The following is a 14,208-nucleotide window of genomic DNA, read 5'->3' as shown; positions in this document are numbered from 1 at the left end:
GCGATAGCCAGTGGCAACCATGCAATCCGGAATTTTTTCATGCTGAATTTCCGTTCCCCAGAAGCGCTGCCGCTGGTCAATCTCAGCAATGCCGGCGTGCGCCGCAACGGTCGCTGGCTGGTGCGTGGCGTCGAATTCTCGATCAGCCCCGGCGAGATCGTCACGCTGATCGGCCCGAACGGCTCGGGCAAATCGACGACCGCGAAGGCGGCGATCGGCGTTTTGAAGCCGGATGAGGGCTATGTCGAGCGCAAGCCGGGCCTGAAAGTAGGCTACGTGCCGCAGAAGCTTGCCGTCGACTGGACGCTGCCTTTGACGGTCGAACGACTGATGACGCTGACCGGCCCCTTGAAGGGGCGGGAGATCGAAGAGGCGCTGTCGGCGACAGGCGTGCTGCATCTGGCGAAATCCGAGGTGCAGCATCTCTCCGGCGGCGAGTTCCAGCGCGCGCTGCTCGCCCGCGCGATTGCCCGCAAGCCGGACCTGCTGGTGCTCGACGAGCCGGTGCAGGGCGTCGATTTCAGCGGCGAGATTGCGCTCTACGAACTGATCAAGCAGATCCGCAACCGCACAGGCTGCGGCATTCTCCTGATCTCGCACGACCTGCATATCGTCATGGCCGAGACCGATACGGTCGTTTGTCTCAACGGCCATGTCTGCTGCCGCGGCACGCCGCAGGCGGTCAGCCAGAGCCCGGAATACCAGAAGCTTTTCGGCAGGCGGGCCGCCAATACGCTTGCGGTCTACAGTCACCACCACGACCACACCCATTTGCCCGACGGCCGGGTGCTGCATGCGGACGGTTCGATCACCGAACATTGCTACCCCGGTGACGGCCATCACCACGACGACGAGGAAAACTTGCACGATCACGGCGAGGATTGCGGCTGCGGCCATCATTCGCGACTGCACGGCTATGACGTGAAGGAGAAGCGCGATGCTTGACGATTTCTTCGTGCGCGCGCTGATCGCCGGCATCGGCATTGCCGTCATGGCCGGGCCGCTTGGCTGCTTCGTCATCTGGCGGCGCATGGCCTATTTCGGCGACACCATGGCCCATTCGGCGCTGCTCGGCGTGGCGCTGTCGCTGCTGCTCGAGCTCAACCTGATGCTCAGCGTCTTCATCGTCGCGGCCGTGGTCTCGGTGCTGCTGCTCTTCCTGCAGCGGCGCGGGGCGCTGTCGACGGATGCGCTGCTCGGCATCCTCTCCCATTCAGCACTCTCCTTCGGCCTCGTCATCGTTGCCTTCATGACCTGGGTGCGCATCGATCTCGTCGGCTTCCTCTTCGGCGACATTCTGGCGGTCTCCGAGTCCGACATCGACATCATCTGGGGCGGCGGCATCCTCGTCATATTCGCGATTGTCTATCTCTGGCGGCCGCTCCTGGCCTCCACCGTCAATCCGGAACTGGCGGAAGCCGAGGGTCTGAAGCCCGAACGCACGCGGCTCTTTTTCATGCTCTTGATGGCGCTGGTGATTGCGATCGCCATGAAGATCGTCGGCATTCTGCTCATCACCTCGCTGCTGATCATCCCGGCGGCAACGGCACGGCGCTTCTCGACCTCGCCGGAAGTGATGGCGGTACTCGCATCGGTCATCGGCGCGCTCGCCGTCACCGGCGGACTTTTCGGCTCGCTTCACTGGGATACCCCGTCGGGACCGTCTATCGTTGTTGCCGCGGTTGGGCTTTTCGTTCTGAGTCTGCTACCGATCGGCCGCCGCCCGCTCGAGGCGGCGCATCATTCCACGCCTGGAGGGCACCACTAATGGCTACGCCGCAACTGACCAAGAACCAGACGTTGGTGATGGATGCGCTCAGCCACTCCGAAGGGCCGATGAGCGCCTACACCATTCTCGACAAGCTGCGCGATCACGGCTTCCGCGCCCCGCTGCAGGTTTACCGCGCACTCGACAAACTGCTCGAATATGGCCTCGTGCATCGGCTGGAAAGCCTGAATGCCTTCGTCGCCTGTTCTTGCCCGCATGACCACGAACACGATCACGGCGTCACCGCCTTCACCATCTGCGAAGGCTGTGGCCAGGTGACCGAGTTTCATGACGAGGCGATCGAGCAGCGGCTTTCGACGCTGACGCGGGCGCAGAACTTCAAGACCGAGAAGACGACGATCGAGATCCGCGGCCATTGCCAGAGCTGCGCATAAGGGCAACTCCTTCAGGGCCCGTGGAAAGCTTACCTTGAGGTGTTTGGCGCTCAGTCCAGCCGAGTGAGGTCGGCGGCGTAACGCCGCCAGTTCTTGACGTAATGCGCTGCCGAGCGTTTCAAGCCTTCGACCGCCGCATCATCCAGCGTGCGGATCGCCTTGGCCGGCGCGCCGACGATCAACGAATTATCCGGAAATTCCTTGCCTTCGGTGACGAGCGCATTGGCGCCGACCAGGCAGTTGCGGCCGATCTTGGCGCCGTTAAGCACGGTCGCGCCCATGCCGATCAGCGAGTTTTCGCCGATGGTGCAGCCATGGATGATGGCGCCGTGCCCGATGGTGCAGCCTTCGCCGATCGTCACCGGGAAACCGGGATCGACATGGATGACGACGTTTTCCTGGATGTTGGTGCGCGCCCCGAGCCGGATGGGCTCGTTGTCGCCGCGCAGGGTTACGCCGAACCAGATGCCGACCTCTTCGCCGATCTCGATCTGGCCGATGACATTGGCGTCCGGGGCCACCCAATAGCTGCCCTTCGGCGGCGTCTGTGGGCGAAGTGATCCAAGGGCGTAAAGCGGCATCCATTCTGTCCTTTCGCAACATGCCCGATCGGGGCCGGCCGGCAGGCGGCGGGCCGCCTGCCGGAAGTGAGCCGGTTAGACGACGCTGACGGCGAGCGCCGCAACCCCATCGACGCCGCAGGTGACCTCGTCACCGCGCGCGACCGGTCCGACGCCCGAGGGCGTGCCGGTCATGATGACGTCGCCGGGGGCCAGCGTGAAGAGTTTGGAGAGTTCGGCGATGATTTCCGGCACTTTCCAGATCATCTGGTCGAGATCGCCCTGCTGGCGGAGTTCGCCGTTGACCTTCAGCCAGATATTGCCGTTGAGCGGATGGCCGATCGTTTCGGCCGATGCGATCGCCGAGAGCGGGGCGGAATGCTCGAACGCCTTGGCTGCAGCCCAGGGCTTGCCAGCCTTCTTCGCCTCCGCCTGCAGGTCGCGGCGGGTGAAATCGATGCCGACGGCATAGCCGTAGACGCAATCGAGCGCGTCCTCGACGGCGATGTTGCTGCCGCCACGTTTCAGGGCGACGACCAGTTCGACCTCGTGATGAACGTCGGTGGTCAAGGGCGGGTAGGGGAAGGCGCTACCGGCTGCAAGCAGGTTGTCCGGGTTCTTCTGGAAGAAGAACGGCGGCTCGCGGTCCGGGTCGTGGCCCATTTCGATCGCGTGGGCGGCATAGTTGCGGCCGACGCAATAGACCCGGCGAACCGGAAAGCCGACGAGGCTGCCGGAAATCGGCAGCAGCACGGGAAGCGGTGGGGGGATGATTGTTTCCATGATCGTCCGGTCTTGGGCGTCCGCCTGTCGCAACCGACAGGAAGAGCACCGCGCGTTTGTTGGGCGTTCGCCGTTGGCCGATTTCGGTTGAGGCGAGGCAAGAGAGAATCCGGACGTTACTGCATAAATCCGCGAATCGGAATCGATCCGCAGAAAAATTAAGAACAAGGATTGGGGACGAAGATTGTGATTAAGGCGCGCCCACCTGGGCGCGCGCGATCACGGCATCCGAAAGGTTGCCATCATCGGCAAAGTCAGGCGCAATGAGCGTAGGCCTGAAGCTGGTCTCGGGTCAGGAACCGACCGTCCGAACGCGAGTTGAGTTCAGGATGGCTGTATTCGAGGCTGGGGACCTGGGGAAGCTCAAGGGCCTGGCGCACGGTCATGATGCCGAGATCACGACGGCCACCTTCACGCTTCACGGTGACTTCAACGATGCGATAGAGATTGCTCTCGCTCATATGTTCTCTCCCGTATATCGTTTTTCTTGAATTCCCTTAATGGGACTAAGGCGCTCCGAAATTGGTTTTTGTGAGGCACCTCAGAATATAGTAGAAAGAAATGAATGCTTCACGACAGAAATCGGGCCATTTCTGGAAAAATCACCCGAGATTGGGCAGTAATGTGCTGAAATGATGCGTTTGCTGGGCGAATGCCCGGAGCCTGAATAATCGTACGCGGCCGTCAATGGCCGAAGCTTTCAATCAAAAAAGTCATCGTGTCGCTTGCTCGATGGCAAACGCTCGCCGCCTTCCAGCGGCACCTTTCGTTAAGCGCCGGTAGGCGCGTTAGTGCGTAGGCAACTCGGCTTCTTCGGCGGCCGAGATGAACAGCGATCGGGCCTCTTCTGCGGTGCGACGGCCGTCGATGGCGGCGCGGCAGGCACTGCGGGCGGCCACATAGAATGGTCCGCGGCGAGGCCAATGGTCTGCAAGGCAGGCGAGGGCGTCTGAGGGGCCTTTGACGGTGCGGCAATCGCCGCTAACGAAGTCGAGTTCGATCGGCTGTTTCCAGACTAATTGCATGCGTCTCCTCCTCGAGATCATCTCAATGAACATCGGCATTTGCGACCGCCGGCCTCTGGCTCCTCTCGAGAAGGTCGGCAGTCGATCTTGCTAATGTAGCGCAGGAGTTCGCTTTTGTAAGCAGCTTTTCGGTTATGGCAGGACAGGCTGCCGCCGGCGGCCGCTCCGCCTGGCGCGAGTGCCGCGATTGGCGTTATCTGGGGATACCACGCTGCAAGCTTTCGGCGAAGGCGCGACCGGCAATAAGCAGGCGTCCTTCGCTGGTATTGCCTGCGAGATAGTCGTCGATCAGCATCCTGGCATGCCGCCGCGCAGGCTCCCCGTCTCGCGCCCAGCCCTGTTCGATGCAAAGCGCGTCAAAGACGCGCTGCAACCGCTCCATGTCGGCCTTCGACAGCGCCAGGCATTGTGTCGCTCGCAATGGGGCCACCCGTCCCTCCCACAAGGCCGCATTCCCGCGCGCACTATGGCAGAAGGCCGGCGAATTGAACCCCTCGGGAATGAGGGGTTATACGGGCACGCCCGTTGCCGTCGGATTTGTCAGGCCGCCGGGACGACGCGGTCCACCTTGGTTCGGCGACCGCCTTCCTCGATCCGGTAATAGTCGGAGCCGATCTGCGCATACTGGTCGCAGCGCCGGCCGCCATCCTCGAAGGTGATGCAGACCTCGTCGCCGGTGATCGTGTAGCTGCCGCCATCGCGCACCTCGTAGTCACGATAACCGTAGCGGCCGTCGGGGAAGAAGGTGGAGTTGACGCCGTTGAGATTGTACCGCAGCGTCTTGCCGACGAGGAAGGCCTGGAGCGCATCGCCCGAAAGCGTCGGAACGGATGGGGCGGTCGGCCGGGGTTTTGCGACCTCAGGCGCCTCCAACTCCATCGATTGGCACCCGGCCAAGAGAAGCGTGAGAAGTGCCGCGATCGCGCGTTTCATGCCGTCTGTCCTTATTCCTGTGACCGGTAACGATACAGGAACGCTGCCCTAGTCCTGTCCGCGGTCGCCGTCAACCCCGTGCTGTGCGTAGCGGCGGGGCTGAAGCGAGCTGATCATCTGCCTTCTTTCCGTTGGCAATCGCGAGTTTCGTCTTTTGTGAAACGAAGGCGCAAAAAGCGCCTGTCGCTCAAAAAAGGCTCGCGCCAACCGCGGCAGCGACCGTGGCCGCCAGCGCCAGCAGCAGAAATGCGGCGCCGATGACGGTCGCTATTGTCCGTCGGCGCCGTGCGCCGCTCCAATCGTAGCTCATGTTTCGCTCCGATGACGATCCAGTCGAGGCGGCAAGATGTGCGATTCTTCTTAACAAAGTGGAAACCATGCCCGGCGCGGAGCCGCCGTCGGCAGGACGCTATTCACGCCGGCCGTGTTGCCGGCACCTTGCTGGTGGCCTCGTCCGTGCCGTATCGCGAGGAGCTCAGGGGAGTTGTCGCAACGCAGGCGCTTGTCGCTGCAGCGCTGATCGTTGTGACGCGGTGCGATCCGTGGTAGCTCGTCGCGCAGTTGTACGAATCCCGATGATGCGTTCGGTTACCCTGCCGTTGATTTCGGAGCGTTTTTTCGCAGTTCCTTGGGTCGGGCGCGATAGGCTGACCAAGCGGCGTGCGCCTTCGGCCCACACACGTCAAGATGGAAGGAAGCAAGGGGTATCCATGCGCTGCCTGGTGATCAATCTCGACCGTTCCCCTGAGCGACTGATCCACATTGGAAGCCAGTTTTCCACCTTCGGCCTGAATTTTGAGCGCGTGGCTGCCGTTGACGGGCGAGAGCTCGATGACGCCGTGTTGGCGATGCAGCCGGTGTCGAAGCAGTGGAAGAGGATGAACAAGGCTGAAATCGCCTGCTTCATGAGCCATCGGAAGTGCTGGGCCATCATCGCGGAAGGGAGCGATGCATATGGCGCGGTGATCGAGGACGATGTCTTCTTTTCCCCGAGCGCAACCCACGCGCTGTCGTCATCGGATTGGATCCCGGCCGAAGTGGGCCTGCTGAAGATCGAAACTTTCCGGCAGAAGGTGTTTCTCAGCCGTGCCCGTGTGCTCGCCGATGCCGGGCGCACGATCCATGCATTGCGGGGATGCCATGTCGGCACGGGCGGCTATGTCATCTCTCGTGACTATGCAAAAAGGCTGCTCGAGCTTTCGGAAGGGGCGTTTCCATGCCCTGTCGATCATTTCATGTTCGACGATGAGGTGCCGCGGCCGGACGACTGCCGCATTCATCAGCTCTATCCGGCCGTCTGCATCCAGGGCATGCTTCTCGACAGTGCCGACCCGGCGCATGGAAGCACGATCCGCAAGCCGGCCGGAGCAGCGGCTCGCGTGAAGTTGAAGCTCAAGATACATCAGAAGCTCTGGCGCGAGTGCAAGCGACTGTCACTGCAGGTGGCGGCGTTGCCGCCGTTCCTCTTGCGCAGCATTCGCTACCGCTGGACGACCGTTCCCTTTGGCTGACGGGTCGCGTTGCTGAGGCCTCCTCGTTGCCTCTCATTGCCGTAGGTGTCTAAAGCTCGCTTTCTTCGGCGTCGCGTTATATAAGCCCGGCAACACTAGATAATGCCTGCTGGCGGCATGCGCGAATTTTCGGCGCTGCCCTTGCCGCGGCCATTGAACAAGAGACGCATGAAAGATGACTGAGACCGCAGGAAAAGCTGCGCGCACAAAGGCGTATTTCAACGCACCGGTCTTCGCCGTTGCGCCCATGATCGACTGGACGGACAGGCACTATCGGTTTTTCGCGCGGCAGCTATCGAAGCATGCGCTGCTCTATACGGAAATGATCGTCGCCGAGGCGATCCTGCGGGGGGACCGGCAGAGGCTGCTCGGCTTTGACGTATCCGAGCATCCGGTGGTGCTGCAGCTCGGCGGTAACGATCCGGCGAAGATGGCGGAGGCGGCACGGATCGCCGAAGGCTTCGGTTATGACGAGATCAACATGAATGTCGGCTGCCCGTCGGACCGGGTGCAGTCCGGCACGTTTGGCGCCTGCCTGATGCAGGAGCCGCAAACGGTGGCCGGCTGCGTTGCGGCGATGAAGGCGGCGGTAAAAATCCCGGTTACGGTCAAGTGCCGTATCGGTGTGGACGACCAGGATCCGGAAGTGGCGTTGCGCACGCTCGTCGCGCAGGTGATCGATGCCGGCACAGACGCCGTCTGGGTGCATGCCCGCAAAGCCTGGCTACAGGGCCTGAGCCCCAAGGAGAACCGCGAGGTCCCGCCGCTCGACTATGGCCTCGTGTATCGGCTGAAGCAGGAAAATCCCAATCTTTTCATCGGTATCAACGGCGGTCTTCAGACCCTGAATCAGGCGCTTGAGCAGCTTCCGCATCTGGACGGCGTCATGCTCGGCCGTGCTGCCTATCACGACAGCGCCATGCTGACAGCGGCCGATCGCCATTTCCCGCATCCGCTGACTGGCGCCAAGCCAATCGTCGAAGACGGAGCCACCTTCTCAGAGCGCGGCCATCGTCTCGATCTTGATTTCTGGGCGGAGGTCCGTGACGCCATGGCCGATTACGCCGCCGCGCATATCGCCAATGGCGGCCGGCTGATCCACGTGACCCGCCACATGGTCGGCCTGTTCCAGGGCTGGGCGGGTGCGCGACGCTATCGCCAGATCCTGTCCTCCGATGCGACCCGCCAGGGCGCGGGGCCGGACGTAATCCACGCGGCCTTCGACGCGGTCTTCGAGGCGACGGCGGCCAAGCAGGCGGCGGAGTAGGCGGTCATCGAGTGTGCGGGCGCCCGCGGGGCGTTCGAGGGTAAGTGCCGCAGACCTCTCCGTTTGTCGTCCTCGAGTTCGCCTGAGCGCTCATTGGGCCGCGCGTCCGGCGCAGGCTTTGCTGCGTCGAGAGAAGATGGCGCCTCTGGTTCTGGATGCTCGGGTCGAGCCCGAGCATGGGGGCTGGAGCTGCTTCTGGAGACCCGCTGCCTATAAGGCCGGGTTAGGAGCTGATCCGTGGGGGCTGAGGCGCCCCCCAAACGAAAACGGCGCCCCTTGCGGAGCGCCGTTTCCAAATGAATGTCCGACTGGACGATCCGGCTTAGGCAGCCTGGATGTTGACGGCCTTCGGGCCCTTGCCCATGCGATCCGGCTCGGTGTCGAAGGTGACCTGCTGGCCGTCCTTGAGCGTAGCGAGGCCAGCGGCCTGAACGGCGGAGATGTGTACGAACACGTCCTTCGCGCCGCCATCCGGCGTGATGAAGCCGAAGCCCTTGTCCTGGTTGAAGAATTTTACGATGCCCTTGGTGGCCATGGAAGAAGTCCTTTTCCTTCAGTCAATTTGCGTTGCCCGCGCCCCCTGGGGGATGTGGGCATCTCGTCTTCCGCTTGCAAGCGGAAAGGCGTCGAGTGGTCACGATATCGGGGAAAAGACGTCTACGGTGCCGCTGCCGGCGGTCCCGACACAAGGCCGGGCGCAGTTGAAAGTCCAGTCTCCGGGATAGAAATCGCCCGAACGGGGCAAGAAGTGACAGGATTTGCAGAAAAAGGCAAGCGCCTTGTGCGCCGCGGGAAGCCGTCCAGCCTCTGTCTTTGCAGGGCTTTGGCCGGTTCTCGACCGTCGCTTTCCGGGCAGGGAGAAAAATCGGGGACGGCCGGTTTCCGGACACAATTTCGTCCCGACCTCGACCGAACGTGCGCGCCGCCAACGGGCGTTTGCGTTTTGGGGGCGGACTGCCGGGGGGAAGGCTTGCGCCTCTCCATAACACTTGCGCATCCCCGGGATAACGCGCAGGTTTTACCGAAGGTTGGTTCCGTCTTGACCGCCGATGGCGTAGCCAGTGGCGCAGACGGGCGGCCGCGAGGACGGACGAAGTATCGCCGTGCGGACGAGGTGTCGCCGTACGGACGAAGTATCGCCGGGGCTGAATTGGTGAGAGTGCGCCGGCCAGGTCTTGCTGGTGGCGAGAGTGACATACGGAGAGGGACAGCGTGATCGACCCTTACGAACTGCTTGGACTGGAACGCGACGCCGACAATCAGGCGATCCGCAACGCCTATCGCAAGGCGGCGAAATCCGCGCATCCGGATTCCGGCGGCGATCCCGAACAGTTCGCGCGACTGCAGGTGGCCTATGAGCTGCTCAAGGATCCGGTGCGCCGCAAGGTCTATGACGACACCGGTTACGATCCGCAGCTGGCCGACGCGCGCGATCTCAAGGGCCTGATGATGCTGGAAACGCTGGTCAACGAGTTCATCCTCGACGAGCGCGAGCCCGGCAGCTTCGATCCTGTCGCCGCGATGCGGCGCAAGCTTTCGGACGATATCGTCAAGAGCCGCTTCCATATCCTCGAACTCGAGCGCCACCGGGCCCGCGTGCGCAAGCACCTCGACCGCCTCGGCCGCCGGCCGGAGACCGACGTGCTCGGCTCGATGCTGCGCGCCCGCTCGCGCTCGATCGCCGAGGCGATCAAGAGCACCGACGAGCAGATCAAGACGATCGAGCAGGCCTATGAAATGCTGGAGGGGTATTCCTACGAGCTTGAGGCGCTGGAGGTGAAGGCGCACGCGGCGGAGTAGGCGGCGCCGTCTCGACTTTGCCTGTGGCAAGTACGCCGGGACGACGACGACACCCGTGATCCGGACACCTGGCTGTCGGCCGGCGCGATCGGCGGCGTTGATATCACCGGCGTTCGCCTTTGTGGCACCGCTGTGCAGTCGCCTCCATCGGTGCCATAGTCTTCGTCTGTGTCCGATAGCCGGGACCTCTGCCATCGTCTGGAGCGAAGGAGAGTGGCATGAGCCGCTCACACATGCGTGCAGCCGTTTTCCTGCTGGCGACCATGCTCGCCGCCTATCTCGCGGTCAGCTATTTTCTCGTCCCGGAACTCTGGGTCTTCCATGATTCCAGGCGCAGGGCTCCGCTCAATCCCATGGTAACGTCCACGGAGCAGGGCATTCCCGGCGACCCGATCAATGTCGGGCTGGTCGGCTCCAAGGAGCAAATCATCCGCGCCTTCGCCGCGGCCGGATGGGACGCCGCCGACAAGGTGACGCTCAGGTCCTCGGTCGATATCGGCCTCAGCGTCGTGCTCGACCGGCCGGATCTCGACGCGCCCGTCAGCCCGCTGTTCTATGAGGGGCGCAAGCAGGACCTGGCCTTCGAGAAGCCGGTCGGCCACAGCGCCGACCAGCGCAACCATGTGCGCTTTTGGCAGACGACCAAGCCTGTGGAGGGCAGCGGCCCGCTCTGGCTCGGTTCGGCCAGCTTCGACCGCGGCGTCGGCCTCAGCCACGATACCGGCCAGATCACCCACCACATCGGCCCCGATCTCGATGCCGAACGCAATCTGGTCATCGACGACCTCGACAAGGCCGGGCAGGTGGCATCGACCTATGAGATCCCCGGCATCGGCGCCACCACATCGGGTCGCAACGGCGGCGGCGATCCTTACTTCACCGACGGCAAGACCTTGGTCGGAGTACTCAAGCCGGCAGGCGAAGGGGGCGGTGCGGAGGCCGCGAAGTGAGTGCGCACCGCCGCACGCGGAGCAAGGACGCGGCAGGCGCAGAACGCGGCGATGGATCAAAGGCTTAAAGCGCAAATCTGAAAGATTGTGGCGCGGGGCGGCACAGCGGACGGCGCGCGCCCCGTCACCTACGCGTTACGGACGCCCCATGAACAGCGACAACGATGCAAAATCGTCGTGCAGGTGGCCGGCGTCGATGGCACGGCGGAAGATCGCCTCGTAGCCGTCGGTGATCGTCCGGTCGATGCCGCGGGCGGCCATCAGCTCGACCAGATGGTGGAAGGCGCCATAGTGCGGCGAGACCGAGGAAAGCGTCTCGTCGTCGGCCGCATAGCGCCCGGCGGCGCTGCGCTTGATCAGGTCGGCGACGAGGCCATCGATGACAGGCGCCGTCGCCGACCATTGCTTGCCAAGCGTTTCGAGATCGATCGCCTCGGCGCGGCAGACGGCGATCGATTGCAGCGCGCCGAACAGCGCGCCCCACATCAGGGCGAGCACCGCGCTGTCGAGCGCGTTGGCAAGGCCCGGATCAGCGCCGATATGCTGCACATTGCCGCCGAGCGCGCCGAGCACTGCGCGGCTTTCCTCAAACGCTGCGGCCGGGCCGGAGATGAGCAGCGTGCCCGCTTCGGTGCCGATGAAATCGGGCGTCGCCAGGATCGCACCGTCGAGGTAGCGGATGCCATGTCGCCCGGCCCAATCCTGCACCTCGCGGGCGCCGTCGGGCGTGCCGGAGGTCAGCTCGATGATCAGCTTGCCCTTGAGGGTGCCAGTGACGTCAGGGTCGCGCAGCAGGCTCTGCGTCGCCAGGTAGTCGCTGACATTGACGATGACGATGTCGGAGGCTGCGACGGCGTTGCGTACGCTGGCCGCCACTTCGGCTCCGGCTGCGGCGAGCGGCGCGGTCTTTGCCGGCGTACGGTTCCACACCGTCGTCGGGTGCCCGGCCTTGAGCAGCGCATGCGCCAATGCCGACCCCATCCGCCCCATTCCCAAAACGCTGATTGCAGGTTGCATATCCAGTCTCCATATCCTTGGTGCGGGATCGGCGCTCCCTACGCGCATCCCGCTTCGCTTGTTCGAGGCGACGCATTTGTCGTCGCGGCTGAGACGTAAGGTGGGACCATCGGGTCGCAATACGCACGCGCGGGTAAGTGGTTACCCCGGCGTAAGGGAGGATGACGTGACGGATGCCATGGAAAACTGCGGTTTCATGACCGCGCTGCGGGCGATCGAGGGCAAGTGGAAGGTCGATATCCTCTGCGAACTCGGCAAGGCCGCGCGCCGCTTCGGCCGCCTGCGTCAGGCGATGCCCGCCATCAGCGAGAAGATGCTGGCGCAGCAACTGCGCGAACTGGAAGCCGATGGCCTCGTCAGCCGCACCACCTATCCGGAAACGCCGCCAAAGGTGGTCTATTCGCTGACCAAACGCGGTGCCGCGCTGAACGTGGCGGCGGATGCGCTCTGCAAGTGGGGCGAGGAGTTTGGCGACGACGCAGGGCAGGTCGAGGCGAGGGCGGTTGCGGTGGGCTGATCGCCGCGACGTCGGCGTGGCCGTGGGCGGGCTCACTTTCGAGCGGCGTTGGCGCCATGATGCCGCCCGCCACAGCCCCGATGTGTTGTCCGGGCCGTTGGAGCCGCGATCTTGGCGGCTGCAGCCCCGTCCATCTCTGCTCGTCACAGGGATCCCGTACCAATGCGGCCGCACGGCGGAAAACTGCGGTGGCTCGTTCCGGCAAACTTTTTGGCAGTAGGCCCTTCGCGCCGCAGACGCGGCGCTGCTGGACTCCTGTGACAGGCACAGCAATGAGGGCGGTCGGGTAATCCCGGCACGTCTTCGGCCAAGGTGGTTCGCTGCGAGCCGATTTCATAAGAGCGCCGCCGGTTACCGTCGTCACGCCCAAGCCACGATTTCTGCGGCTGCATCATCTCCACCCGCATCTCTGTGCGTGTCACAGAGATCCAGCTGCCGCGCGTCGGCGGCCGCTTGCCGCCCATGCACCAGTGCCGTCGCCTCGTTGGCAAGCCGCTCCTTCACCGCATTCAGTTCCGCCCCCTCGGCGCGACCGAGCCTTTCGATCTCGTCGAGCGGCAGTTCGGTGAACAGCTTGAGGAAGCGCACCACGTCGGCATCCTCGGCGTTGCGCCAGAACTGCCAGTAGTCGTAGTGCGACAGGCGGTCTTCGTTGACCCAGACCGCGCCTGCCGCCGTCTTGCCCATCTTGACGCCCGAGGCGGTGGTCAGAAGCGGCGTCGTCATGCCGAAGACCTCCGCGCCCTCGATCCGGCGCAACAGATCGACGCCGCCGACGATATTGCCCCACTGATCGCCGCCGCCAAGCTGCAGCCGGCAACCGGTGCGGCGAAACAGCTCGAGGAAATCGACCGCCTGCAGGATCATGTAGTTGAACTCGAGAAAGCTCAGGTTCTCCTGGTGCTCCAGCCGCGACTTGACGCTGTCGAAGGAGAGCATGCGGTTGACGGAGAAATGTTTGCCGACATCCCGCAGCATGTCGATCCAGGCCATCCGGTCGAGCCAGTCGGCATTGTTGACCATGACAGCATCGGTCGGGCCGTCGCCGAAGGTCAGCAGCCGCTCGAACACTTTCCTTATGCCGGCGACATAGGCCGCGATTTCCTCCTCCGACAGCATCGGCCGCGCCGCCGAGCGAAAACTCGGATCACCGATGCGCGTGGTGCCGCCGCCGATCAGCACGATCGGCTTGTGACCGGCCTGCTGCATCCGCCGCAGCGCCATGATCGGCATGAGATGGCCGACATGCAGACTGTCCGCCGTCGCATCGAAACCGGCATAGACCGGCACGACGCCGGCCGCAAAGGCGCCGTCGACGCCCGCAAGATCGGTCACCTGGTTGATATAACCGCGCTCGACCAGCGTCCGGGCGATCGCCGAACGCGGCTCAAAGGCATCGGTGGGGCTGTCGGAATGGGTCATCGGTACTCTCCATGGCTATGCCGCCAGGGAGCACTGAACAAAACAAAGCCGCCTGACGGCGGCTTGTTTCAAGGCATGATCGAAACGCGCCGCTCCCTATGGAGACGTCGCATAATAGGTGGCAGCGATGAGCGCGGTCTTGATCATGCGGTGGTTGTAGCGGGGATTGGGGGAGGCGGCAAGGCCAAGGTTCCCTGCGCCACCGTGAGTACGTCGGAGTTGGCCGGGGCGCTCTCCGAGAGTCTTGACGATCGCAGAGT

Annotated in this window: 17 protein-coding genes and 1 pseudogene; 8 read left to right on the top strand and 10 right to left on the bottom strand. The window is 63.5% G+C overall.

Features of this window, described 5'->3' with window-relative positions; all coding sequences use genetic code 11:
* The first annotated feature begins 39 nt into the window (after positions 1-39).
* From IB263_RS07815 to IB263_RS07805, 3 genes are read left to right on the top strand one after another with little or no spacing between them, the layout of a single operon-like run.
* Positions 40-945, top strand: coding sequence for a metal ABC transporter ATP-binding protein (locus tag IB263_RS07815; protein WP_192438168.1), 906 nt, complete (start codon positions 40-42; stop codon positions 943-945).
* Positions 938-1,768, top strand: a complete 831-nt coding sequence (gene znuB / locus IB263_RS07810; protein ID WP_034788464.1) for a zinc ABC transporter permease subunit ZnuB — start codon at positions 938-940, stop codon at positions 1,766-1,768. The genes IB263_RS07815 and znuB overlap by 8 nt, the downstream gene beginning before the upstream one ends.
* Complete coding sequence (locus IB263_RS07805; protein WP_034788467.1) at positions 1,768-2,163, top strand: Fur family transcriptional regulator; 396 nt, start codon at positions 1,768-1,770, stop codon at positions 2,161-2,163. Before znuB ends, IB263_RS07805 begins: the two co-directional genes overlap by 1 nt.
* A gap of 50 nt (positions 2,164-2,213) precedes the next feature.
* Here the strand turns inward: IB263_RS07805 and IB263_RS07800 are convergent, their stop codons facing one another.
* The 7 genes from IB263_RS07800 to IB263_RS34445 form a co-directional block, all read right to left on the bottom strand.
* On the bottom strand, positions 2,214-2,744 hold the full coding sequence (locus IB263_RS07800; protein WP_034788469.1) for a gamma carbonic anhydrase family protein: 531 nt from the start codon (positions 2,742-2,744) through the stop codon (positions 2,214-2,216).
* Positions 2,745-2,819: 75 nt separating this feature from the next.
* Positions 2,820-3,506: a fumarylacetoacetate hydrolase family protein gene (locus IB263_RS07795; RefSeq protein WP_060520644.1), complete on the bottom strand. Its 687-nt coding sequence runs from the start codon at positions 3,504-3,506 to the stop codon at positions 2,820-2,822.
* 254 nt (positions 3,507-3,760) lie between these two features.
* A complete protein-coding gene (locus tag IB263_RS07790) occupies positions 3,761-3,967 on the bottom strand; it encodes a hypothetical protein (RefSeq protein ID WP_034788476.1) in 207 nt (68 codons plus the stop codon).
* A gap of 327 nt (positions 3,968-4,294) precedes the next feature.
* Positions 4,295-4,531, bottom strand: a complete 237-nt coding sequence (locus tag IB263_RS07785) for a DUF982 domain-containing protein (protein ID WP_082566472.1) — start codon at positions 4,529-4,531, stop codon at positions 4,295-4,297.
* A gap of 193 nt (positions 4,532-4,724) precedes the next feature.
* Positions 4,725-4,961 carry a hypothetical protein gene (locus tag IB263_RS07780; protein WP_234798742.1) on the bottom strand — a complete coding sequence of 79 codons (237 nt, stop codon included), beginning with the start codon at positions 4,959-4,961 and terminating at the stop codon, positions 4,725-4,727.
* A 110-nt stretch (positions 4,962-5,071) separates the two neighbouring features.
* Positions 5,072-5,464 (bottom strand): hypothetical protein, encoded by a 393-nt coding sequence (locus IB263_RS07775; protein ID WP_060584956.1) that lies wholly within the window; start codon positions 5,462-5,464, stop codon positions 5,072-5,074.
* A 187-nt stretch (positions 5,465-5,651) separates the two neighbouring features.
* A complete protein-coding gene (locus tag IB263_RS34445) occupies positions 5,652-5,774 on the bottom strand; it encodes a hypothetical protein (RefSeq protein ID WP_256436012.1) in 123 nt (40 codons plus the stop codon).
* On the opposite strand from IB263_RS34445, the gene IB263_RS07770 reads away from it, so the two are divergent.
* On the top strand, positions 5,773-6,975 hold the full coding sequence (locus IB263_RS07770; RefSeq protein WP_192438166.1) for a glycosyltransferase family 25 protein: 1,203 nt from the start codon (positions 5,773-5,775) through the stop codon (positions 6,973-6,975). The two genes, IB263_RS34445 and IB263_RS07770, sit on opposite strands and share 2 nt — an antisense overlap.
* 175 nt (positions 6,976-7,150) lie before the next feature.
* Positions 7,151-8,242 carry a tRNA dihydrouridine(20/20a) synthase DusA gene (gene dusA, locus IB263_RS07765; protein WP_112976559.1) on the top strand — a complete coding sequence of 364 codons (1,092 nt, stop codon included), beginning with the start codon at positions 7,151-7,153 and terminating at the stop codon, positions 8,240-8,242.
* 322 nt (positions 8,243-8,564) lie between these two features.
* On the opposite strand, the gene IB263_RS07760 is transcribed toward dusA, so the two are convergent.
* Entirely contained in the window at positions 8,565-8,777 is a 213-nt protein-coding gene (locus IB263_RS07760) for a cold-shock protein (RefSeq protein WP_034788487.1), read from the bottom strand.
* A gap of 677 nt (positions 8,778-9,454) precedes the next feature.
* Here IB263_RS07760 and IB263_RS07755 point away from each other — a divergent pair.
* Positions 9,455-10,042, top strand: a complete 588-nt coding sequence (locus IB263_RS07755) for a J domain-containing protein (protein ID WP_034788490.1) — start codon at positions 9,455-9,457, stop codon at positions 10,040-10,042.
* Positions 10,043-10,260: 218 nt separating this feature from the next.
* A complete protein-coding gene (locus IB263_RS07750; RefSeq protein WP_113505101.1) occupies positions 10,261-10,992 on the top strand; it encodes an LssY C-terminal domain-containing protein in 732 nt (243 codons plus the stop codon).
* Positions 10,993-11,127: 135 nt separating this feature from the next.
* Here the strand turns inward: IB263_RS07750 and IB263_RS07745 are convergent, their stop codons facing one another.
* Positions 11,128-12,009, bottom strand: a complete 882-nt coding sequence (locus IB263_RS07745) for an NAD(P)-dependent oxidoreductase (protein ID WP_113505100.1) — start codon at positions 12,007-12,009, stop codon at positions 11,128-11,130.
* Positions 12,010-12,175: 166 nt separating this feature from the next.
* Between IB263_RS07745 and IB263_RS07740 the strand changes: the two genes are divergently transcribed.
* A complete protein-coding gene (locus IB263_RS07740) occupies positions 12,176-12,526 on the top strand; it encodes a helix-turn-helix domain-containing protein (protein WP_226020687.1) in 351 nt (116 codons plus the stop codon).
* Positions 12,527-12,958: 432 nt separating this feature from the next.
* Here the strand turns inward: IB263_RS07740 and tyrS are convergent.
* A pseudogene (gene tyrS / locus IB263_RS07735) lies at positions 12,959-13,948 on the bottom strand (tyrosine--tRNA ligase); the annotation flags it as partial.
* Between the last annotated feature and the right edge of the window lie 260 nt (positions 13,949-14,208).

It is taken from the genome of Ensifer sp. ENS03, assembly GCF_014852035.1.
In the GTDB taxonomy this organism is placed as follows: Bacteria; Pseudomonadota; Alphaproteobacteria; order Rhizobiales; family Rhizobiaceae; genus Ensifer; species Ensifer adhaerens.
Note: the sequence above shows the minus strand (reverse complement) of the source record. Positions and strands in the feature narration are given on the sequence as shown.

What these genes read in the sequence shown, in the direction of transcription:
- IB263_RS34445 (WP_256436012.1), bottom strand. Translation starts at nt 5,774, where the DNA reads ATGAGCTACGATTGGAGCGGCGCACGGCGCCGACGGACAATAGCGACC.
- znuB (WP_034788464.1), top strand. Translation starts at nt 938, where the DNA reads ATGCTTGACGATTTCTTCGTGCGCGCGCTGATCGCCGGCATCGGCATT.
- dusA (WP_112976559.1), top strand. Translation starts at nt 7,151, where the DNA reads ATGACTGAGACCGCAGGAAAAGCTGCGCGCACAAAGGCGTATTTCAAC.
- IB263_RS07745 (WP_113505100.1), bottom strand. Translation starts at nt 12,009, where the DNA reads ATGCAACCTGCAATCAGCGTTTTGGGAATGGGGCGGATGGGGTCGGCA.
- IB263_RS07775 (WP_060584956.1), bottom strand. Translation starts at nt 5,464, where the DNA reads ATGAAACGCGCGATCGCGGCACTTCTCACGCTTCTCTTGGCCGGGTGC.
- IB263_RS07760 (WP_034788487.1), bottom strand. Translation starts at nt 8,777, where the DNA reads ATGGCCACCAAGGGCATCGTAAAATTCTTCAACCAGGACAAGGGCTTC.
- IB263_RS07785 (WP_082566472.1), bottom strand. Translation starts at nt 4,531, where the DNA reads ATGCAATTAGTCTGGAAACAGCCGATCGAACTCGACTTCGTTAGCGGC.
- IB263_RS07815 (WP_192438168.1), top strand. Translation starts at nt 40, where the DNA reads ATGCTGAATTTCCGTTCCCCAGAAGCGCTGCCGCTGGTCAATCTCAGC.
- IB263_RS07770 (WP_192438166.1), top strand. Translation starts at nt 5,773, where the DNA reads ATGTTTCGCTCCGATGACGATCCAGTCGAGGCGGCAAGATGTGCGATT.
- IB263_RS07750 (WP_113505101.1), top strand. Translation starts at nt 10,261, where the DNA reads ATGAGCCGCTCACACATGCGTGCAGCCGTTTTCCTGCTGGCGACCATG.
- IB263_RS07795 (WP_060520644.1), bottom strand. Translation starts at nt 3,506, where the DNA reads ATGGAAACAATCATCCCCCCACCGCTTCCCGTGCTGCTGCCGATTTCC.
- IB263_RS07805 (WP_034788467.1), top strand. Translation starts at nt 1,768, where the DNA reads ATGGCTACGCCGCAACTGACCAAGAACCAGACGTTGGTGATGGATGCG.
- IB263_RS07790 (WP_034788476.1), bottom strand. Translation starts at nt 3,967, where the DNA reads ATGAGCGAGAGCAATCTCTATCGCATCGTTGAAGTCACCGTGAAGCGT.
- IB263_RS07800 (WP_034788469.1), bottom strand. Translation starts at nt 2,744, where the DNA reads ATGCCGCTTTACGCCCTTGGATCACTTCGCCCACAGACGCCGCCGAAG.